This window comes from Streptomyces sp. NPDC003034 (genome assembly GCF_053591375.1).
Window position 1 is genome coordinate 116860 of record NZ_JBSFTS010000003.1, and the last position, 20102, is coordinate 136961.

Below are 20102 nucleotides of genomic sequence, written 5' to 3' on the forward strand. Positions count from 1 at the left end.
CGCGCGCCTGCCCTGGAGGCCGATGGCCCGCATGGCGGGGCGGCGGACCCTGTCCGCCGCCCCGGTCCTGCTCGCCGTCACCCTCGGCGTCTTCGCCGTCGCCGCGCTGTCCCCCTTCGACCCGGTCAAGGCGTACGCCGGCACTGCCGGCCTCACCGCCTCGCAGGCCGAGCTCGACCAGTTGCGGGCCAACCTCGGTGTGGACCAGCCGCTGCTCACCCGCTGGTGGGACTGGCTCACCGCCGCGCTCACGGGTGACCTCGGGACCTCGGCCGTCATGCGGCAGCCGGTGGCAGACGTCATCACCGAACGCGTGGGCTGGTCGGCGCTGCTGGCGGCCTGCGCCTTCGCGGTGGCGGTGCTGGCGGGCACGGTGCTCGGCGTACTGGCCGCCCGCCGCCCGGGCGGTGCGCTGGACCGGGGCGCCTCCTCGCTCGCGTACACCCTGGAAGCGGCCCCCGCCTTCTGGCTGGGACTCCTTGCCATCTGGTTCTTCTCCGTGCGCCTGGGCGTGCTGCCGGCGGGTGGCCTGACGGACGCGGACAGCGATGTGGTCACTTTCGGCCAGGTCGCCTCGCACCTGGTCCTTCCCGCCTTGGTGCTGGGCGTCTCCCAGCTCCCGTGGTTCTTCCTGTACGTCCGCCAGGGCGTGGCCGACGCGCTGGCGGAGGATCCCGTACGGGGGGCCCGTGCGCGGGGCCTCGCCGAGCGCCGGGTGCTGCTCGGACACGGGCTGCGCTCCGGCATGCTCCCGACGCTGACACTGATCGGCTCCCGGGTGCCGGAGCTGATCACCGGCGCCCTGCTCGTGGAGACCGTCTTCAGCTGGCCGGGCATCGCGGCGGCGACCGTCCAGGCGGCGACCTCGGTGGACTTCCCCCTGCTGGCGGCCCTGACGGTGCTCGCCACGGTGGCGGTGCTGGCCGGGAACCTGCTCTCCGACGTGCTGTACGGCCTGGCGGACCCGAGGGTGGGCTTCGATGGCTGAAGCGAAGGCGGGGCTGAGGGCCGGGGCCGCGGCTGGCGCGAGGGGCGAGGTGGTCTGGAAGTCGTCGGGGCGGGCGCGGCGTTCGACGCGGACGCTGCGCGTGCGCACCTCGGCGGCGATCGTGGCGCTGATCGTGCTGGCGGTGCTGCTGGTACCGCCGCTGGCCCAACTCGACCAGCAGGCGGTCGACTTGTCGGCAAGGCTCCGGCCGCCGTCGTGGGTCCACCCCTTCGGTACGGACGACATGGGGCGCGATCTGCTCCTGCGTTGCGTCTACGGGCTGCGGGTCTCGCTGCTGGTCGGCCTGGTGGCCGCGGTGGCCGCCACCGTGATCGGTACGGCGGTGGGCGCGGCCGCGGGGGCGCTGGGCGGCTGGGCGGACCGCGTGGTGATGCGCGCCGTGGACACGCTGTCCTCGATTCCGCACCTGCTGCTGGGCGTCTTCATCGTGGCGATGTTCCGGCCGGGTGTCTGGCCGGTCATCGTCTCCGTCGCCGTCACCCACTGGCTGTCGACGGCCCGGATCGTCCGCGCGGAAGTCCTGTCCCTGCGCGGCCGCCCCTACGTGGACGCGGCGGTCTCGGGCGGCGCCTCGCGGTGGCGGGTCGCCGTGCGGCACCTGGCTCCGGGCGTGCTCCCGCAGGCGGGTCTCGCCGCCGTACTGATGATCCCGCACGCGATGTGGCACGAGTCGGCCCTGTCCTTCCTCGGCCTGGGCCTGCCCTCCCACCAGGCCAGCCTGGGCGGGCTCGTACAGAGCGCACGCGGTTCCCTGCTGGCCGGCGACTGGTGGCCCACACTCTTCCCCGGCCTCCTCCTGATCATCCCGACCCTGGCGATCGCGGGCCTCGCCGGCGCCTGGCGGGACCGCCTCAACCCCCGCCGCCGCTCGGAGCTGACCCTGTGACCCGCCGCCGTCCCGTGTCCGAGCCCGTGGCCGATTCCGTGACCGCGCCGGGATCCGATGCCATGACCGGGCCCGTGGCCCATGCGGGACCCGATCCGGCGGCCCAGCCCGTGACCGCGCCCGGGCCGGCGGCTCCCACGGCCGGCCCCCATGGGGTTCTCGCCACCGGCCCAGCCGCCGCCGACGGTTCGGCGGACGCGCCGTCGCCGCAGGCCGTCCTCACCGTCGAGCGGCTCTCCGTGCGGTTCCGCATGCGCGCGGACCGGTACGTCGCCGCGGTCAGCGACGTCGGCTTCACCCTCCGCCCCGGCGAATGCCTGGCCCTCGTCGGCGAGAGCGGCTGCGGCAAGTCCGTGCTCGCCTCGGCGCTGCTCGGCCTGCTCCCCGGCAACGCCGAGACCGCCGGGTCGGCCCGGCTCGCCGACGGCCTCGACGTGCTCGCCGCCGACGAGCGCACCCTCGCCCGGACCGTCCGGGGCCGCCGCATCGGCCTGGTCCCGCAGAGCCCCGCCGCGCACCTCACGCCGGTCCGCACCGTCCGGGCCCACCTGGAGGAGACCGTCCGCGAGCTGACCGGCGGACGGCAGACGCGGGCCGGGCTGCGCGCAGCCGCGCAGGCCGCGGCCGCGCGGGCCGCCTTCCCCGCCACCCACCTCGACCGCTACCCCCACGAACTCTCCGGGGGCCTCGCGCAGCGTGCCGCCACCGCTCTCGCCCTCATCGGGGACGCACCCCTCCTGCTCGCCGACGAGCCGACCACCGGCCTCGACCGGGACCTCGTGCACCGCACCGTCGACGAACTGCGCGCCCACACCCGCGAGGCCGGCGCCGCCCTGCTGATGATCACGCACGACCTCGCCGCGGCGGAGCGGATCGCCGACACCGTCGCCGTCATGTATGCCAGCCGCATCGTCGAAGTCGCCCCTGCGGGGGCCTTCTTCGGCGTGCCCGGCCCTCGGCACCCGTACGCCCGCGGCCTCCTCGACGCCCTTCCCGAGCGGGCCTTCACCCCCATCCCCGGCGCACCGCCCGAGCTCGGCGCGCTCCCAGCGGGCTGCGCCTTCGCCGCCCGCTGCACCCGCGCCGACGAGACCTGCCGCGCCGCGCTGCCCCCGCTCACCGAAGGGGTGGCCTGCCACCATGCTTGAGCTCAAGGACATCACCGCGGGCTACGACCGCCGCGCGCCCGTCGTCCGCGGCGCGCACCTCTCCCTGCGTCCGGGTGAGTCCGTCGGCCTGCTGGGCCCGAGCGGATGCGGGAAGTCCACCCTGGCCCGGGTCGCCGCCCTGCTGCACCGTCCGGACCGGGGAAGCGTGTTCCTCGACGGCCGCGCCGTGACCGGCTTCCGCCATCGGGCCCCGCGCTCCCTGCGCGTCACGGTCGGCGTCGTCTTCCAGCAGCCCCGGCTCTCCGCGGACCCCCGCCTCACGCTGCGCGACCTCGTCGCCGAACCCCTCCGCGCGACGGGCCGTCGTACAGAAGTGGAAGCCACCGTCGCCGAATTGGCCGAACGCGTCGGCCTCGGGGGCGATCTGCTCACCCGGCGCCCCCACGAGGTGAGTGACGGGCAGCTCCAACGCGCCTGCTTGGCGCGGGCTTTGGTGCTGCGCCCGCGCTGGCTGGTCTGTGACGAGATGACCGCGATGCTGGACGCCTCCACCGCGGCCGCACTGGTCGGCGTGGTCGAGGAGTACCGCGCCGACACCGGAGCGGGACTCCTCGCGGTCGGGCACGATCAGGTCCTGCTCGCGCGCTGGTGCGGCCGTACGACCCACTGGGACGACATCGTCGAGGCCTGACCGGCGGTCACGGACGGTCAACACCCGTACGGCGGACACCCCTTTCGCCCGCAGGCGCCCCCTCCTGCGCCACCATGGCGGCGCGTAAGGAGGTTTCTATGGTGATTTCCCTCTCCGTGGTCGTCCTGCTCCTCGTCCTCGCGTCGATCTTCATGCGCGGTGGCGGCCTCAAGGTCTCCCACGCGATCGTCTGCGTCCTGCTCGGCTTCTACCTCGCGAGCAGCAGCGTCGCCGCGACCATCCACAACAGCGTCGCCGCCACCGCGAACGTGGTCTCCGGACTCAATCCCTGACCGGGTGGTCCGTCACCCCGTCAGGTACGGCACGTCGGCACGGAGTCCAGCCACGCCGGCCCCTGGATGTAGATGTTCGTGACCCAGGCCTGGTAATCAGGGAGGTAGGACCAGGCGTCATTGGTGTAGCCCTCGGCGGTGACCGTCTCCGCGTGCTTCTGGCACTCCACGCGGATGGTCGTCGGACCGGGGAAGGCGTAGACCCGCGCGGCGCTGACGGAGGGCTGCGCCTTGGTCCACACCCCGGAGCCCCACGTCTTGAAGACGTGCCCGGTCACGGGGCCGGTGTTGACGCGGACCGCGCCGTAGTAGCCCGCCGAACGGACGTCGCTCACCATCAGTTTGGTGCCGGACTGCCTGGCCTCGGCCATCTTGCCCGCGCCCAGGTAGATGGCGATGTGGTGCAGACGCTGCGAGGTGCCCCACACCAGCAGGTCTCCGGGGAGCAGCGGGTCCAGGCCCTGGGCCGCCGTGAAGCGTTCGGCGGCGCGGTGCGTGTAGTACTGGGCGCTGGCCACGCCGTTCAGGATGTCCGAGCCGGTGGCCTCGGCGTACGCGTAACGGACCAGCCCGGAGCAGTCGAAGCCGAGCCGCTCGGGATCGTGCTCACTGGCCGGGTCGGTGGGGTCCACCTGTCCGTAGGTGGGGCCGGGCCGCGGACCGTGGCCGCCGCCCCAGGTGTACCAGACGTCCGCCGCGACCTGGGCGCAGGCGGCGGCGACGGCCCGTTCGGCCGCCGCCGAGGCGCCCGGCGCCCGTACGGCACACTCCGCGCCGGCGGTGGCGGCCGGCGCGGGAGCCGAGAGGAGGAAGGTCAGGAGGGCGATGAGGGTGCCGAGGAGAGCGGATCGGCGGAACATGCGGGGCCTCGTTTCCTGTGGTCCGGTGCGGAGTTCACGTGGTGACGTCTCTGAGGCAGCCTGCGGGCCGCGGCCCGCCAGGTCGAGGACCTTGCGGCGCACCACGCCGATGGGCAACGGGAAACCCCTGGGGAAACACCCCCTAAGGGCGGCCGCAGCCGCGGCCGGGGGAGAGGGGCAGGCCCCGCAGGAGGGTCTCGCGCTCCTGGGGGCCGAGGCTCGCCCGCAGCCGGCAGATCCGCTCCAGCCGCTCCCAGACGTCGAGGTCCCACAGCCGTACGGTGCCGTCGGTGCTGCTACTGGCCACCGTCCTGCCGTCGGGTGCGAAGACCACGCCCCACACCGCGCTCGCATGGCCCGTCAGGGTGGCCGTCGCCCGGCGCGCGGCCACGTCCCACAGCCGCACCGTACGGTCGTTGCCGCTGCTGGCCAGCGTCCGGCCGTCGGGGGAGAAGGAGATGCCGCGGGCAGAGCCGGTGTGACCGGTCAGCGCCGCGACGAGGCCGCGGCGGCGGACGTCCCACAGGCGTACGGTCCCGTCATTGCCGCTGCTCGCCAGCGCCAGCCCGTCGGGGCCGAAGTCCACCCCCCGTACCGCCCCCGTGTGCCCGCTCAGCGTGCCGAGGGGGCGGCGCGCGGACACGTCCCACAGCCGCACGGTCAGATCGTCACCGGCGCTCGCCAGGGTCTGCCCGTCCGGGCTGAACACGAGGTCGTTGACGAAGTCGGTGTGCCCGGTGAGCGTGGCCAGCGCGCGGCGCCCGGCGAGGTCCCAGAGGCGCACCGTGCCCTCGGAGCCGGCCGAGGCCAGGGTCCGTCCGTCCGGGGAGAAGGCCACCGCGAACACGGTGCCGCCCTGGCCCGTGAGCGCGGCCGGCGGGCCGCCCGCGGAGGTGTCCCAGAGCCGGAGCGTGCCGTCCGAGCCGGCGGAGGCCAGGGTCCGTCCGTCCGGGGAGAAGGCCACCGCGAACACGCTTTCGCCGTGGCCCGTGAAGGTGGCCAGGACCCGGCGCCCCGCCACGTCCCACAGTCGTACGGCGTGGTCGGCCTCCGCGGTGGCCAGCAGCCTGCCGTCCGGACTGTAGGCCGCCTGCCAGACCTCGGTGAACGGACGGGGTGTCAGCACCGGGCCGCGCAGGTCCCAGAGCACGACGGACTGGTCGAAGCCGGCGGTCGCCAGCACCGCGCCGCCGGAGTCGACGGCCACCCCCAGCACGTAGTCGGTGTGTCCGGCGAGGACGGCCGTCAGCCGGCCGCTGCGCACGTCCCACAGACGGGTGGCGCCCTCGCCGCCCGCGCTGACGACGGTCGTGCCGTCGGGCGTGTAGACGACCGCGTTGATGTCGTCGCTGTGCCCGGTGAGCGTCGCGGTCGTCCGGTGCCCGGCCACGTCCCACAGGCGCAGCGTGCGGTCCGTGCCGCCGGTGGCGACCGTCCGCCCGTCCGGGGCGAAGGCCGCCCCCAGCACCTCGTCGGTGTGTCCGGTGAGCACGGCCAGCGGGCCGGCCCGCGCCGTGTCCCACAGCCGTACGGTCCGGTCGGCCCCGGCCGAGACCAGGGTCCGGCCGTCGGGCGCGTAGGCCAGGGCGTTGACCCTTCCGGTGTGGCCGGTGAGCACCCCCACGCCCCGCCGGTCCCCGCCGGTCTCCCACAGCCGGACCGTGCCGTCGGCGTCCGCCGTGGCCAGCGTCCGCCCGTCGGGAGCGAAGGCCACCGCCCGGGCGCCCGTCGTGCTCTCCCCGAGAACCGCCGCCGTCCGGTGGCCGGCGGTGTCCCATAGCCGCGCGGGCCCGCTCGTGGAGGTCGCCGCCAGCATCTTGCCGTCGGGGCTGAAGGCGACCGAGCGGACGCGCCCCGGCATGGTGAAGGTCGCGGTGATCCGCCGGTCGCCCAACCGCCACAGCCGCACCGTCCCGTCGGAGCCGGCCGCCGCAAGTGACGCGTTCCCGGGCGCGAAGGCCACCGCGTTGACCGGTCCGCCGTGCCCGCCGAGCCGGGCGACGAAGGGCTGTGACTGCGTGCTGAGCAGCGCCCCGCGCGCCTCGCTCGTCTCCTCGATGCGGTACGCCTCCCCGGCGAGCAGCATCGAAAGCTCCGGCTGACCGGCCGCCAGGGAGACGGACTGCAGGGCCAGGGCCCGTGAACGGGCGACGCGTTCCTGGCCGAGCGCGCCGGCCCGCTGCTGATAGGCCAGCCCGCCGGCGGTCAGGGCGACGACCAGCAGGCAGACGAGCGTGACCAGCATCCGGTGCCGCAAGCGGGCATGGCGCCTGGCCTGCCGCGCACGATGGTCCTCGGCGGCCTGGCCGGCCCGGAGGAACTCCTCTTCCAGCGGCGCCAGCCGGTTGCGGCCGTCGCGTTCGCCGGCCCACGCACGGACGGTCTCCAGCCGGGTACCCCGGTAGAGGAGGGAGGGCTCGCGGCCCTCGCGCTCCCACTCGGCGGCCGCGTGGGCCAGTTGCTGGTGGATCAGCAGTCCGGCCCGGTCGGCGTGGATCCACCCGCGCAACCGCGGCCAGGCATGGAGGAGGGCCTCGTGGGTGATCTCGACGGTATCGCTGCCCAGGGTGATCAGCCGGGCCCGTACGAAGGCGTCGAGCGCGGCCGCGGCCCGCTCCGCGTCGACCAGTTGCTCCATCAGGGCCGTGCGGCTCATCCGGCGCCGCGTGGCCCCCGTACCGTCGGCGACGTGGACCAGCCGCACCAGTACCCGGCGGATCGTCTTCTGTTCGGCCGGGTACAGCCCGGCGAACACGTCCTCGGCCGTACGCGCGATCGCCCCCTGGATACCACCGGTGTGCTCGTATCCCGCGACGGTCAAGGTGGATCCCTCGCGCCGCTGCCAGGTGGCCATCAGCGCGTGCGAGACCAGCGGCAGCACGCCGGACGGCGTGTGACCGGGGACGCCCGCCGGGCCGGCCGGCCCCGGCTCCTCGCGCAGCCCGGCGTCCCGCAGGAGCAGCGGGACCAGACCCGGTTCGAGGGTGACCCCGGCGAGCTCGGCGGGGCGCGTGATGGACTCGCGCAGCTCGGCCACGGACATCGGGGGCAGCACGAACAGGCCTCCGGTGAAGACCGGGGCCAGTTCGGGCAGGTCCAGGCAGTTCCCGGAGAAGTCGGCCCGTACGCCGAGCACCACGACGGCGGGATCGGGCCCGGTCCCCGCCGGGCACGAGGCGGCCAGGGCCGAGAGGACCCGTACGAAGGCGCGTCGCTCCTGCTCGTCCGAGCACAGGGTGAACAGCTCCTCGAACTGATCAACGATCAGCACCGGGCGTACGGGCGGCGGGCGCCGGTCCAGGGGCCCCGCCGCGGTCTGCTCCGACAGCCGCTGGACGGCTTCGAGCAGGATCCGCGGGCGATCGCTCAACTCGCTCAGGGTGATGCCGAGATCGCTTCCGAGGACCTTCGCGGTGCGGTCCAGCAGCTCTTGCAGCGGATGCGCGGTGGGAGTGAAGCCCACCACCGGCCATGCGTCGGCGCCCGGCATCGGGAAGCCGCCGCTGCGGCGCAGGGCCGGCCGGAGCCCGGCATTCAGCAAGGAGGACTTGCCCGCGCCGGAGGGGGCGACCAGCATCAGCGGTCCGGTCCCGATCCGTTCGAAGACCCGCTCGACGAGCGCCGACGTCGCCTGCTCGCGGCCGAAGAACCACCGTGCGTCCTGCGGGGCGAAGGCCGGCAGGCCGCGGTAGGGGCATGCGCCCTGCGACTGCGGTCCGGGCGCGGTGGAACCGCTGCCGGGGCCGGGCGCTGCTGTGTCCCGGACCAGCCGCAGCAGTTCGCCGTCCGCTTGCAGCACCTCGTCGCAGCGGCGTGCGACGTCGACGGTCACGGGCTTCGCCCCGGTCTCGATCTTGCTGAGGTAGCCCTTGCTGTAGTGCGTACGACGGGCCAGATCGGCCAGCGACAGGCCGCCTGCCACCCGCCTGCGCCGGAGCTGGGCGGAGAAGGAGACGGCGTCCTCGTCGGACGGGTCCTGCTGCTGATCGGTGTTCTGTTTGCGGTCCGGATCCCGCAAGACAACCCCCATGGCGAAGCGAGCCCAGGCCGTGAGACGGCAGGGCCCAGGCTACAGCGGGGGAGGGGCGGGAAACCGGGTCTTTCGTCCGGTATGACGAGAAGACGGACTTCCGGAGACCGCCGCCCGGCGGCTCCGGAAGTCCGTCACGGACGGGGAGGCTACGGCCGGTTCAGGCGGATCGAGTTGATCGGCGTGAGGTCGGCGTAGACACCGGTGTGCGCGGCGATGGCGCCGCCGCAGCCCGCGCCGTTGGAACCGGTGCACAGGTTCGCGGTCGCGCCGCCCGTCTGGTTGTTGAGGACCCAGTGGTTGCCGTACTGGTTGACGAGGTTGTGGGCCCCGTACCGGTAGTAGATGTGGCTCGGCTTGACGGCGGGGTTCTGGTTCTGCGGGTAGATGCAGACCGCGCCGTCCGGGCATCCGGCCCAGGCGTCGGCCGGTTGGGCCCCGGCCGGCCCGCTGAGTGCGATCAGGGCGGCGGCCGCAGTGGCGAGTGCGGCGGCGCCGCGAATCATCTTGCGCATGGTGTCCACCTCGTGGGGTCTTGCTGGGTGCTGACGACTTCAGCCTGTCCGCGGAGCGCACCGGGGTCGACGGGTTTCCCGTTGCCCGTCCGACGACCGACCGGGAAACGGCCCGTGACCAGCGCTGCCGCGCCGTGGCGGTCGACGGGGGTGGCGCATCTGTAGATCATTTGCTGCCGGCCGGACGATGCCTTCGGATCGAAGGGGCATGGAGGATCGCACCTGTTGAACATCTGTTAATGTGCCCGCTCCTGGATGTTCATCCACCGATCCGTCTCCCCTTGAGCGTGCGCGTTCGAGGGTGCTGCGAGGTGTCTTGTACGTGTACAGCACTCCGTTTTCCCCCGCCGAGGCCCGGGCCGCGCGAGCCCGCATGGGCCTGAGCACGGCTCAGGTCGCCCAGTCGATGGCGGCCTGCGGCACGCCCGTCCACCCCGAGCTGGTCACGGCGTGGGAGCAGGGCTCCCATGTGCCGTCGGACCGTCAGCTCTTCGCACTCGCCGACGTCCTGTGGTGCGACGCGAAGACCCTGATGGGCACTCGGCCGCAGACCGTCGCCGAATACCGGCTGGCCCGCCAGCTCAGCGTGGAGCGACTGGCCGCCCGCATAGGCATGGACCCCTCCGAGTACCGGGCGGCCGAGGCCGCGGGGCAATGGCACGGCGACACCTGGCAGACCAGGGCCCTGGTGGAGGCGCTGGGGCTGTCCCTGCGCCGGCTCGTGGAGATCCTGGGCCGGGCCGATGACTTGGCCGGTCATCTGCGCGCGGCCGTCGACGGCCGGTGGAAGGCGCACGTCGAACCGGTGGTGGAGCTCGTCATCACCGACGCCACGCTCGTGGGTGACGCGCTGCACACCATGCACGCGGAGTTCTCGGCCTTCTCGGAGCGGTACATGGGACACCTGGTCGCGCTGAACGACGATGCCCGGCTCAAGGAGATCGCGGCCGAGCGTGCCGCGTACCTGCGCCGCCTCGTCGACCACTTCTGGGAGCTGACGGGTGAAGCGGGCGGAACCGGTGACACGGCGTCACCTTACGGGGCAGGCGGCTGAGGCGGAGCGAGCGCCTGCCGACCGCCGGCCGGGAAGGACGCCGAGCGTCCTTCCCGGGCCGACGGCGGCCGCGGCGTTACGGCCGCGCCGTGCCGAACGTCGCGTCCCGCCCGGGTGTTGCCGGCGGGATGGTTCAGTGGGCGGGCGCGCCGAGCCCCGGACCCGCCGGGTGCCGGTCCCGGGCGCCGCCGTCACCGAGGTCGTCCCAGTCGATCTCCATGGTGCTGCGGCTGGTGAAGACGTTGAAGAGCAGGTTCAGCGTGATGGCCGTGAGGGCGCCGAGCGTGATCCCGCTGTCGAGCACCGCCCGGACGTCGTCCGGCAGCCGGTCGAAGAAGGGCCCGACGGTGGCCGGCAGCAGCGCGGCGCCCAGACTGACCCCCAGGATCAGGGCGTTGCGCTCCTCCCGCAGATCGGACTTGCCCAGGATCTGGATGCCGACCGCGGCGACCATGCCGAACATCGAGAGCGCCGCGCCGCCCAGCACCGGATGCGGAATCGCGGCGACCACGCTGCCGGCCTTCGGCAGCAGCCCGAGGACGATCATGAATACCCCGGCCGCCACGACCACGTACCGGCTCATGACCTTGGACATGCGCACCAGGCCGATGTTCTCCGCGAATGCCACGTACGGGAACGAGTTGAGGACGCCGCCGAGCACGGTGGCCGCGCCGTCCGCGCGCAGCGCCCGCGCGACCGTGTCCGTGTCGACCCTCTTGCGGGTGATCTCACCGATGGCGTAGACGTCGCCGGTGGTCTCCACCATGGTGATCAGCATGACGACGAGCATGGCGATCACCGGAAGCAGCTCGAATCTCGGCATGCCGTAGTGGAAGGGCGTGGTGACGCCGAACCAGGCGGTGTCCGCGACCCCGCTGAAGTCGGCATCGCCGAAGAGCCATGCCACGGCCGTGCCGACGGCGAGTCCGAGCAGGACGGCGAGGCTGCTGAGGAAGGGCCTGCCGATCCGGACCATGGCCAGGATGAACAGCAGTGTGCCCAGCGCGTAGGCGAGGTTCTTGGGGTCCCCGTAGGCGGGGGTGCCGATCAGACGCGCCCCGCCGGCCGCGTCCTGGAGGGCCACGGGGATCAGGGTGATGCCGATGATCGTGAGGATCGTGCCGATGACGACCGGCGGGAAGTACTTCACCAGCTTGCTGAAGACGGGGGCGAACAGGAAGGTCGCTATGCCCGCCGTGATCACCGCTCCGTAGACGACGAGCAGCCCGGCGGTTCCGGCGCCCGCCCCCAGGCCGATGGCGATCATCGGTGAGACGGCCGTGAAGGTGACGCCTTGGACCAGGGGCAGCCGGGCGCCTACCTTCCAGAAGCCGAGCGCCTGGATGATCGAGGCGATGCCGCAGGTCAGGAGGTCCGCGCTGATGAGGTGGACGAGCTCTTCGGGGGAGAGTCCCAGGGCGTTCCCGAGGAGGACGGGGACGATGACGGCCGCCGCGTAGAAGGCGAGGACGTGCTGGAAACCGTAGAGGGCGAGCCGGGGGAGCGGGAGCAGCTCGTCGACCGGATGCGGCTGCTGACCGGAGGGATGTGCGGCCGACTGGCGTGCGGACACTCGTGCGGACTGTCGGGGGACGCGTCGCGTCATCTCTGCCTTGCCTTCGCGAGGTAGGTGAATGAGAGGAGACCGCCGCCCTCCAGTCCCGGGTGGGCAGGACGAGGGCAGGCGGAGGTACCGGGCGGACGCCGGGCGGTGTTGCCGTACCGCGTCGCTCTGCACTGCGATGTATGCCCTGGATTGGCAGGACTTCCTTCGATCGACGCATCGGAGCCGTGCTTGTTCATGCGATCCGAAGGAGGACTCGATCGAGGGCGCTCACCATAGCCAACGCGGCTGTTTCCTCGCGAGTAACCGGAAGCGGCTCGTCCCTGAGGCATGCGGAAACGCCCGGCGGGAATCCCGCCGGGCGTTCGCAAGGGGAGGCCGCCTGAATCGGGGCCGGGAGGGGGCCGGGCGCCGTCAGAGGGAGCGGGCCCGGATGACCACGAGCTCCTCCCACTGCTCGCCGTCGTCGGCCAGCCCCTGCTCCTGGAGCCAGGCCCGCCGTGACCGCAGGACCGGCCCCCACGGTACGGAAACCCGCGTCTTCACCTGCGCGGACAGTCCGGCCCGCGCCAGCCGGTCCACCGTGGTCCCGGCTCCGCACATCCCCGAGTGCACCATCAGCAGGGCGCCGCCGCGGCGCAGCAGACCCGGGGCGCCGGCGCAGATCCGGTCGATCACGGCGCGCCCGTCGGGCCCGGCATCCCAGGCCCGCTGCGCCCCGCGCGACGGCAGTTCCGCGCTGGGCGACGGTACGTAGGGCGGGTTGGCCACGACCAGGTCGTAGCGCCGCCCCAGGCCGCGGGCGGCGAAATCCCCGTGGAGCACCCGCAGCGGCAGGCCGAGCCGCAGCGCGTTCAGGCGGGCGGAGACCACCGCGGGCCAGGAGACGTCAACCGCCGTGACCCGCGCTCCCGTGGCGGCCGCGCCGAGCGCGACCGCGCCTGTCCCGGTCCCTATCTCCAGCACGTCGACACCCGGTCCCAGGTCCTCCTGGGAGAGCGCCTCGGCGAGGAGGCGGGTATCGGCTTGAGGGGAGTAGACCCCGGGCAGCGCGATCAGCTTCTCGGGCGCGATACCCGAGGTCAGGGCAGTAGACGGCACCAACACACCTCCCGAACCGGCCGCGCTCCGCGGAGCGGTGCACGGTTTTCGACCGACAGGGGACGGCTGCCCCGTACGGGCGGCTCCAACCCCGCCGCGCTACGAAGATTCGTAGGATCGGACGATGGTTCCGGGGGGTCAGGTTTCCAGCCGACTGTTGGGTCCGTCCTGGCCGTCTGCCTGGTCCTCGTTGAACCAGTAGTCGCCCGCGGCGAGGTAGCGGAAGGTGTGGGTGGCCTCGCGGGGGAGCGTGACGCTCACCGCCCGCGTGCCGTCGGCCCTTGCCCGCAGGGGATGGGTGTCGGGGTGCCAGTCGTTGAAGTCGCCGACGACGCTGACCGGCCCGGCGGGGACCTCGGCGGGGAGGATGAAGGTGACTTCGGTGTGGTCGTGGTCCTGTCTGCGTTCCAGCACGATGGACTCCGGCGTCGTCGGGAGGAGTGTGGAGCCCCATCGTGCCTGCTGGTCGCGAAGAGCGCAGTGCGGTCGGTCCGTTGTGACGAAGCGGGGTCCACCGGCCGGGTGTACCCCGCGGTCCACCCGTCAGGCCGGCGGTGTCCGGGGCGCGACCACGGTGAAGAGCGCCCCCGCGGGATCCCTGAGGGAGACCCGGCGGCCGTCCGTCGAGGTCTCGACGGGCGAGGCGGTACTGCCGCCCATCCGGGTGGCGGCTTCCACGGCCGCCTCCAGATCGGACACCTGGAAGTGGACGTGCCAGCGCGGCCGGACCTGCGGGTCGGGGGCCGCTTCGACGGCGCCGCCGCTGATCCGCGCCACGGTGTCGTGGCCGTGGCGCACCACGACGTGGTTCTCCTCGTAGGAGACCACGCAGGAGTCCGGCCGTTCCGAGGCCCATTCGAGGACCTGCCCGTAGAAGATGGCCGCGGCGAAGGCGTCGCGCGTACGCAGCTCCAGCAGGGCGGGAGCCTTCCCCCGGCCGACCGACCAGTCGGGGATGATCTCACCCTGCCAGAATCCGAAGACGGCCCCGTCGAGGTCGGCGGCCAGGGCGGCGCGGCCCGTGCCGAAGGCGAGCGGGCCGACCGCCATGGTGGCTCCGCGCTCGCGGATCCGGGACGCGGTCACGTCGGCGTCGTCCACGGCGAAGTACGGGGTCCACGCCACCGGCACCGAGAGGCTGCGGGCCAGTGCTCCGATGCCCGCGACCGGCGCCCCGTCGCGGACGACGACGGCGAAGCCCTCGCCGAGCCGGGTGGCGCGGAACTCCCAGCCCATCACGGCTCCGTAGAACCGCTGTGCGGAAGACAGGTCCTGGGTCATCAGACTGACCCAGCACGGCGCCCCGAACACCTCATGACTTGACGTCGACACAGCTGCCAACCTCATCTGCCGCTCACCTCGGACGGGACCGGATCACCGTATCCGCTGCGCCGGGACGCCTGCCGGATGGCGCGGCACCGCGTGTCGGGCCCGCCCGCACCCGCTCGGTGCCACGGCCACCGGAATGCTGGCGGCGGCCGCTGCGATCCCCGCGCGAAGCGGCCGGGGCCCTGCAGGCCTACTGCGCACGGCACGGCCGGCGACCCGGCGAGGTGGCGCGCGCCCTGATGGGGCGGCGCCTGAGCCGGGAAGCGCTGCCGGATCCGGCCGGGCTGCCCCGGTGAGCGGGCCGGCGCGAGCGGTAACCGGCGCGGCGGCTCGCGTTCAGCGCCCGTGGGGGAGGTGACGCCGGGATTCCGGCGCGCCGCCGGCCCCGGCGGCGGAGGCCAGCGGGTCCGTCCTCGCCGCCGCGCGGTCCTCCGTATCCGGCCGCGTCGGCCCGGTGGCCAGGAGCGTCAGCAGGTCGTTCACCTCGCGGTCGGCCTCGGCCGGGTGGCGGAACCTCGCGTGCTGGGCGATGTCGTACCGGTTGCGGCGTCCCGTACGCGACCGGGTGAGGTAACCCGCCTCCTCCAGGTCGGTCACGATGGTCTGGACCGACCGCTCGGTGAGCTCGCAGATGGCGGCGACATCGCGCAGACGTATGCCGGGATCGCCCGCGATCGCGATCAGGACGCGGGCATGGTTGGTGAGGAACGTCCACATCGGCCGGCTCGGCACGTTATGGGCCATTTCGTCATTATCTGCCGGATTATTCACGCTGCACAAGTCAGGAAATGAATTTCGGGTACTCTTGACGCGTCATGCCCGTCGGGGTGAGCATCAAGAAAACGTGGTTTGGCCAAGGGAGCGCGTCATGTCCCCCATCCCGGACCTCACACCGCACACGTCCGCGGGCTGCGCGGCATCACCACCGCCGGCAGCGCAGGACGGCACGCGCATGCGCACCAGCGTCACCCAGGCGCCCGGCTGCCCCACCAAGGTCGTCGTGGCCGGAGAGATCGACTTCAACACCTCGCCCGAGGTCTTCCACGTCATGGCATCCGCTCTGAGCGCCTACCGCCGGGGGCTGGAAGTCGACCTGTCGCAGGTCACTTTCTGCGACTGCTCCGGTCTCAACGCCCTGCTGCGCGCCCGCCTGCTCGCCCTGAAGAGCGCACGCCCCTTCCGCGTCACGGCCGCGAGCCCTCCGGTCGAGCGGCTGCTGTCGCTCACGGGCACCCGGAGCTCGCTGACCGGCCGCGAGCCCGCCGCCGCGGACCCGCGTACCTGCGCCCTCTGCGGCGAGCCGGCGTCGGCCAACCGCGGCGCGGTCGTCCCCGACTCCTCCTACATCGACTCCCGTGACCACCGCCGGGACGGCAAGCGCCCGGTGGCCGCCTGCTCCGAGGAGCACCTGCGCCGACTCGTGTCCCACTACGGCGGTCGCCCGTTCACGGAGGCCGAGCTCTGGGCCGGAAGGGTCGCCCGCACGCTCGCCGGGCACTCCGCGGAGATCAACCTCGAAACCCTCGCCACCGAATCCGGTATGGACGAGAAGCAACTCGCAGCCGCTGTCCTCTGGTGCCACCACCAACAGGTCCCGCGCCCCCCGGACGACCTCCAGGCCCCCTGACCCACCACACCCCGCCCCTGCCGACCCGCACCTCCCCGGGAACAGGCAGGGGCGCGGGCCCCGTACTCCTGGAGCCGCCCGCGACCACCGCGCCGCCGGGGGAGAGCCGTCGGGGAGGCGCCACCGTGGGAGGACAGCAGCAGCGCGACCAGAGGAGGGCAGCCGAAGTGAAACTGGACTTCCTGACCCCCGTCTACGCACACGCCGGCCCCGTCGCATCGGTGTACCTAGACACCTCCCGCGACATCGAAGACCCGGACCGGGCGCTCCAGCTGCGATGGCGCCACCTGCGGGACAGCCTTCTCGCCCACGACGCGGACGAGGCCACCGTCGGCGCCGTCGAGGAAGCGATCGGCGCGGACCGCCAGATTGCGGGCCCCCACGGACAAGCGGTCTTCGCCGCCCGAGGCCGACTGGCCCTGGCCGAGTGCCTGCCCGAACCGCCGGGGCAGGACGGAGCGCGCTTCGGCTCGGTGCCCGACGTCCTGCCCCTCGCGCTCCGCCGCTCCCCGGACACGGCGTACGCGGCCGTCGCGCTGCACCGGGTACACCGGGCGGAGGGAAGCGGTACCGGGGAGGAGCTGGAGGTCGCCTTCGACACCGGCCGGTGGCCGATGGGCCGGGTGGCCGCCGATCACCGCCCCGACCGCAGGGTTCCGGTGGACGACTGGCCGGGGCGGGCGGAGGAACTCGTCGACGAGCTGACGCGGGCCGACGAGGCCTCCACCCTGGAGGTGATCGTGCTGGCCGGTGACCCGTGGGCCGCCAACACGGTGACCAGACTCGCCCCGAAGCGGCTGCGCGACCGTCTCGTCAAGATCAAGAGCGACGGCCCCAGGCGCCGCGAGAGCGGCCGCGCCCTCTTGGAGGAGGAACTGGCCGAGCTCTTCGCGGGCCTGCGCCCCCACGCCGAGCGGCAGCAGCTCGACGCGTTCCACGCCCAGCGGGCCCGCGCGCCGCACGAGGTGGAAGGCGTCACGGCCGCCGTCGCCGCTCTCCAGCAGGGCCGGGCGCAGGCCCTCGTCCTCAGCCGTCCGCTGCCCTCCGCCCCGAACCTGTGGGTCGGTACGGAGCCGACACACCTGGCGCTGTCCGGGAAGGAGCTGAAGAGCTTCGGCGTGGACTACTACTGGGAGGAGGAGGCCGGCAACGCCCTGATCCGCGCGGCGGCTGCCACGCAGGCGGAGCTCATCGTGGTCCACCGGGAGGAACTGCCGCTCGACGACGGCGTGGGCGTACTGCTCCGCTACACCGGCACCTGATACCCGTATGGCGGTCAGGGCCGTCACGGCGGCGCGGGTGAACGCACCCCGCCCGGGTAGGCGCGAAGCGCCGGGACGACGGAGGCGGATGGTGGGCGCCGGGCAGGGCGCGCGGCGCCGGAGGGAGCGAGCAGGTGGAACACAGGGGTGCCCCGCTCGGGCAGACCGGGCAGGAGAAGACCTATCTGGTCACCCAGGCGATGTGGAGCGGCCGGTGGCAGCTGTGCGCCGCCCTGCTCACGGTGTGGATCCTGGTGCGAGAGATGCGGAGACGCCGATGAGGGCATCGAAAGTCGTCTACAAGCCCGTCGGCCTGGTGCTGGGCTCCTTGACCGGCGCCGTGGCCGGGTTCGTGTTCAAGCAGCTCTGGAAGAGGCTGCGGCACGAGGAGGACGCGCCGAACGCCACCGACGAGGACCGCGCCTGGCGCGAGATCCTCATCGCCGCGGCGCTGCAGGGCGCCGTCTTCGCCGCCGTCAAGGCCATCGTCGACCGCGGTGGAGCCGTCGTCACCAAGCGCCTCACCGGCGTCTGGCCCGCCTGAGGAGGCTGCGACGGTCCCGCCGTCGCGCCGTGCGGCGGTGGGTGATTGAGGGAGTCAGGACGTCAACTGTTCGGGAATGTGGCCATTTTGGCTGTGACTATGCTCAAGCCCTAGGTAATCGAGGCGTTTTATCGATCACTCATGGGCAGAGTGGGGCGGCCGATCAACACCCCCACATGACCGCAGGACCGGAGAACCGATGGACAGCAACCTCGTCATCCAGGCCCCCACCGATGACCAGGCGTTCGACGAGAGCCAAGTGCCTCTCTACTACAGCCGCAAGACCGCGGACATCATCCACAAGTACGGGCCGGGTCCCCGGGTCCACTTCCACATGGGTCTCTTCGCCCCCGGGGCGGCCCCGAACACCACGGTGTCCCAGCGCGTACTGAAGCGCCGGATCATAGAGTCCCAGGAGGCGATAGTCGACCACGCCGCCCGGACCTGGGGCGCGTACGCCACCCCGCCCGCCCGGCTCCTCGACATCGGCTGCGGCGTCGGCGGCGGCTCCCTCTACTGGGCGCAGGAGCACGGCGCGATGGTCACGGGTCTCACGGTCGCGGGCGAACACGTCCCGGTCATCCGCGACTTCGCCCGTCAGGCCGGGGTCGCGGACCGGGTGACCCCGCTGCTCGCGGACGTCCACGACTTCACCACCGAGCAGAAGTTCGACGCCGCCTACGCCAATGAGAGCTCCGGCTACATGGACCGCAGACGGCTCTTCGAGGTGGTCGCCAAGGCGCTGAAGCCGGGCGGCTGGTTCGGTATCCAGGAGCACTTCATCTGCCGCCCGGAGTGGACCGAATTCATCGACGGCTACTACAAGACGCGCCTGGGCACCCTCACCGAGTACCTCACCGCGGCCGGGGCGGCCGGCTTCGAACTGGAGCAGGACGAGGACGTGACCGACCGGGTCGCCGAGTTCTGGGTGCAGTCCATGGCCTGGAACACGGCCGAGCTGGACCGGGTCGAGAGCTCCGGGGCTCCGTCCGCCTGGTCCCGGGAACGGCTGCGGGAGTCCACCATCACGCACGGCAAGCTGTTCCGGATCTGGCGGGACCGCGCGCTGGAGACCCGGCTGCTGCTCTTCCGGCTGGGCGGGGGCAACTGACCGATGCCACCCGTCTACGCAGCAGGCACGGCGCCCTCCCGCATAGGCTGGCGGCTGCCGCCCGTCTACTGTCCGTTCGAGCCGAACCTGATCCACCCCAAGGCGGAAGAGCTGACGGAGCGGGCCATCGCCTGGATCGACCGGTACGGCCTCTACCCGGACGCCACCGAGCGCGCCTGGGGACTGGCCACCCACAGCGCCGACTTCACCAGCCGCATCCTCCCGTACGGCGACGTGGAGGCGATGCTGCTGTTCACCCAGTGGAACTACTGGGCCTTCGCCACCGATGACGGGCAGGCCTCGGGACCCGCCGAACACCGCACGGCGCACTTGGCCGACCACAGCGCCCGCCTCATCCGTGCCGTCGAGGCACCCGGCTCCGGCCTGCTGCCCCCGACCCCGCACACCGCGGCGCTCGAAGACCTGGTGACCCGCACGCGCGCCATGCTCACGCCCTTCCAGCTGCGCCGCTTCACCGAAGGCATGCGGGACTGGATGTTCGGCGAAAGCTGGCAGACCTCCAACGCCGAGCGCGGGGTGATGCCGAGCCTCAACGACTTGGCCGCCATGCGGGTCTCCGTCAACGGCACCCGCTTCACGCTGACCTGGTGCGACGTCGCGAACGGCATCGACCTGCCGGCCGACGTGCTGTACTCGGCTCCCGTCCAGGCGCTGACCGACGCCGCCGGTTACGTGGTGAGCTGCGACAACGACCTGTTCTCGTACAACAAGGACGACGACCAGGAGCCCTGGGAGCCGAACCTGATCAACGTCCTAGCCCGGGAGAACGGCTGCACTCCCGCGCAGGCGCTGCCCGCTGCGGCCGCCGTGCGGGACCGCGCGCTCACGCTCTTCATCCGCCTGAGCGAGCAGCTCGCGCGGGACGCCGACGAGGAACTCGGCCGGTACCTCCTGTCGCTGGAGCACTGGATCGCCGGCGACCTCGCCTACCACAACCTGGCGCCGCGCTACGCGAGCCCGCGCAACCGCAACGAACTCCCCGTGGAAGGTGCCTCCTACGACATCGTCTGGCGGGACACCCCCAGCGATCCGAGCGTCGAGCCGCTCCCCATACCGGCGATCGCCTGGTGGTGGGAGCAGCTCGACGACTGAAACG

20 protein-coding genes are annotated in these 20102 nt (G+C 72.8%); 12 read left to right on the forward strand and 8 right to left on the reverse strand.

Going from position 1 to position 20102, the window contains the following annotated elements:
• The first annotated feature begins 22 nt into the window (after window positions 1–22).
• The 5 genes from ACWDX7_RS05030 to ACWDX7_RS05050 all read left to right on the forward strand — a co-directional run bounded on the left by ACWDX7_RS05030 (window position 23) and on the right by ACWDX7_RS05050 (window position 3988).
• Entirely contained in the window at window positions 23–988 is a 966-nt protein-coding gene (locus ACWDX7_RS05030; protein ID WP_451493104.1) for an ABC transporter permease, read from the forward strand.
• Window positions 981–1895, forward strand: a complete 915-nt coding sequence (locus ACWDX7_RS05035; protein WP_451493103.1) for an ABC transporter permease — start codon at window positions 981–983, stop codon at window positions 1893–1895. The genes ACWDX7_RS05030 and ACWDX7_RS05035 overlap by 8 nt, the downstream gene beginning before the upstream one ends.
• A gap of 62 nt (window positions 1896–1957) precedes the next feature.
• On the forward strand, window positions 1958–3043 hold the full coding sequence (locus tag ACWDX7_RS05040; protein WP_451493102.1) for an ABC transporter ATP-binding protein: 1086 nt from the start codon (window positions 1958–1960) through the stop codon (window positions 3041–3043).
• Complete coding sequence (locus tag ACWDX7_RS05045; protein ID WP_451493101.1) at window positions 3036–3695, forward strand: ABC transporter ATP-binding protein; 660 nt, start codon at window positions 3036–3038, stop codon at window positions 3693–3695. The genes ACWDX7_RS05040 and ACWDX7_RS05045 overlap by 8 nt, the downstream gene beginning before the upstream one ends.
• A 98-nt stretch (window positions 3696–3793) precedes the next feature.
• The gene (locus tag ACWDX7_RS05050; protein ID WP_451493100.1) at window positions 3794–3988 is read left to right on the forward strand and encodes a hypothetical protein; all 195 of its coding nucleotides are present in this window, start codon (window positions 3794–3796) and stop codon (window positions 3986–3988) included.
• 20 nt (window positions 3989–4008) lie between these two features.
• Here the strand turns inward: ACWDX7_RS05050 and ACWDX7_RS05055 are convergent, their stop codons facing one another.
• The 3 genes from ACWDX7_RS05055 to ACWDX7_RS05065 all read right to left on the reverse strand — a co-directional run bounded on the left by ACWDX7_RS05055 (window position 4009) and on the right by ACWDX7_RS05065 (window position 9393).
• Window positions 4009–4848 (reverse strand): NlpC/P60 family protein, encoded by an 840-nt coding sequence (locus ACWDX7_RS05055; protein WP_451493099.1) that lies wholly within the window; start codon window positions 4846–4848, stop codon window positions 4009–4011.
• Between the two features lie 142 nt (window positions 4849–4990).
• Entirely contained in the window at window positions 4991–8878 is a 3888-nt protein-coding gene (locus tag ACWDX7_RS05060) for an nSTAND1 domain-containing NTPase (RefSeq protein WP_451493098.1), read from the reverse strand.
• 149 nt (window positions 8879–9027) lie between these two features.
• Window positions 9028–9393, reverse strand: coding sequence for a hypothetical protein (locus ACWDX7_RS05065; RefSeq protein ID WP_451493097.1), 366 nt, complete (start codon window positions 9391–9393; stop codon window positions 9028–9030).
• Between the two features lie 322 nt (window positions 9394–9715).
• Between ACWDX7_RS05065 and ACWDX7_RS05070 the strand changes: the two genes are divergently transcribed.
• Complete coding sequence (locus ACWDX7_RS05070) at window positions 9716–10447, forward strand: transcriptional regulator (protein ID WP_451493096.1); 732 nt, start codon at window positions 9716–9718, stop codon at window positions 10445–10447.
• 133 nt (window positions 10448–10580) lie between these two features.
• Here ACWDX7_RS05070 and ACWDX7_RS05075 read toward each other — a convergent pair whose 3' ends face one another.
• The 5 genes from ACWDX7_RS05075 to ACWDX7_RS05095 all read right to left on the reverse strand — a co-directional run bounded on the left by ACWDX7_RS05075 (window position 10581) and on the right by ACWDX7_RS05095 (window position 15185).
• Window positions 10581–12053 carry a nucleobase:cation symporter-2 family protein gene (locus tag ACWDX7_RS05075; protein WP_451493095.1) on the reverse strand — a complete coding sequence of 491 codons (1473 nt, stop codon included), beginning with the start codon at window positions 12051–12053 and terminating at the stop codon, window positions 10581–10583.
• 372 nt (window positions 12054–12425) lie between these two features.
• Window positions 12426–13115 carry a HemK2/MTQ2 family protein methyltransferase gene (locus ACWDX7_RS05080; RefSeq protein WP_451493094.1) on the reverse strand — a complete coding sequence of 230 codons (690 nt, stop codon included), beginning with the start codon at window positions 13113–13115 and terminating at the stop codon, window positions 12426–12428.
• 135 nt (window positions 13116–13250) lie between these two features.
• Window positions 13251–13526, reverse strand: a complete 276-nt coding sequence (locus ACWDX7_RS05085) for an isoamylase early set domain-containing protein (protein ID WP_451493093.1) — start codon at window positions 13524–13526, stop codon at window positions 13251–13253.
• A gap of 129 nt (window positions 13527–13655) precedes the next feature.
• Window positions 13656–14393: a VOC family protein gene (locus ACWDX7_RS05090; RefSeq protein WP_451493092.1), complete on the reverse strand. Its 738-nt coding sequence runs from the start codon at window positions 14391–14393 to the stop codon at window positions 13656–13658.
• Window positions 14394–14777: 384 nt separating this feature from the next.
• On the reverse strand, window positions 14778–15185 hold the full coding sequence (locus ACWDX7_RS05095) for a helix-turn-helix transcriptional regulator (RefSeq protein ID WP_451493091.1): 408 nt from the start codon (window positions 15183–15185) through the stop codon (window positions 14778–14780).
• A gap of 124 nt (window positions 15186–15309) precedes the next feature.
• Between ACWDX7_RS05095 and ACWDX7_RS05100 the strand changes: the two genes are divergently transcribed.
• From ACWDX7_RS05100 to ACWDX7_RS05125, 6 genes are all read left to right on the forward strand, one after another.
• Window positions 15310–16068: an STAS domain-containing protein gene (locus ACWDX7_RS05100; protein ID WP_451493090.1), complete on the forward strand. Its 759-nt coding sequence runs from the start codon at window positions 15310–15312 to the stop codon at window positions 16066–16068.
• Between the two features lie 167 nt (window positions 16069–16235).
• Complete coding sequence (locus tag ACWDX7_RS05105; RefSeq protein ID WP_451493089.1) at window positions 16236–17330, forward strand: baeRF2 domain-containing protein; 1095 nt, start codon at window positions 16236–16238, stop codon at window positions 17328–17330.
• 134 nt (window positions 17331–17464) lie between these two features.
• Window positions 17465–17611, forward strand: coding sequence for a hypothetical protein (locus ACWDX7_RS05110; RefSeq protein WP_451493088.1), 147 nt, complete (start codon window positions 17465–17467; stop codon window positions 17609–17611).
• Window positions 17608–17874, forward strand: a complete 267-nt coding sequence (locus ACWDX7_RS05115) for a DUF4235 domain-containing protein (protein ID WP_451493087.1) — start codon at window positions 17608–17610, stop codon at window positions 17872–17874. The genes ACWDX7_RS05110 and ACWDX7_RS05115 overlap by 4 nt, the downstream gene beginning before the upstream one ends.
• 199 nt (window positions 17875–18073) lie before the next feature.
• The gene (locus ACWDX7_RS05120) at window positions 18074–18985 is read left to right on the forward strand and encodes an SAM-dependent methyltransferase (RefSeq protein WP_451493086.1); all 912 of its coding nucleotides are present in this window, start codon (window positions 18074–18076) and stop codon (window positions 18983–18985) included.
• A gap of 3 nt (window positions 18986–18988) precedes the next feature.
• The gene (locus ACWDX7_RS05125; protein WP_451493085.1) at window positions 18989–20098 is read left to right on the forward strand and encodes a terpene synthase family protein; all 1110 of its coding nucleotides are present in this window, start codon (window positions 18989–18991) and stop codon (window positions 20096–20098) included.
• Window positions 20099–20102: the final 4 nt, after the last annotated feature.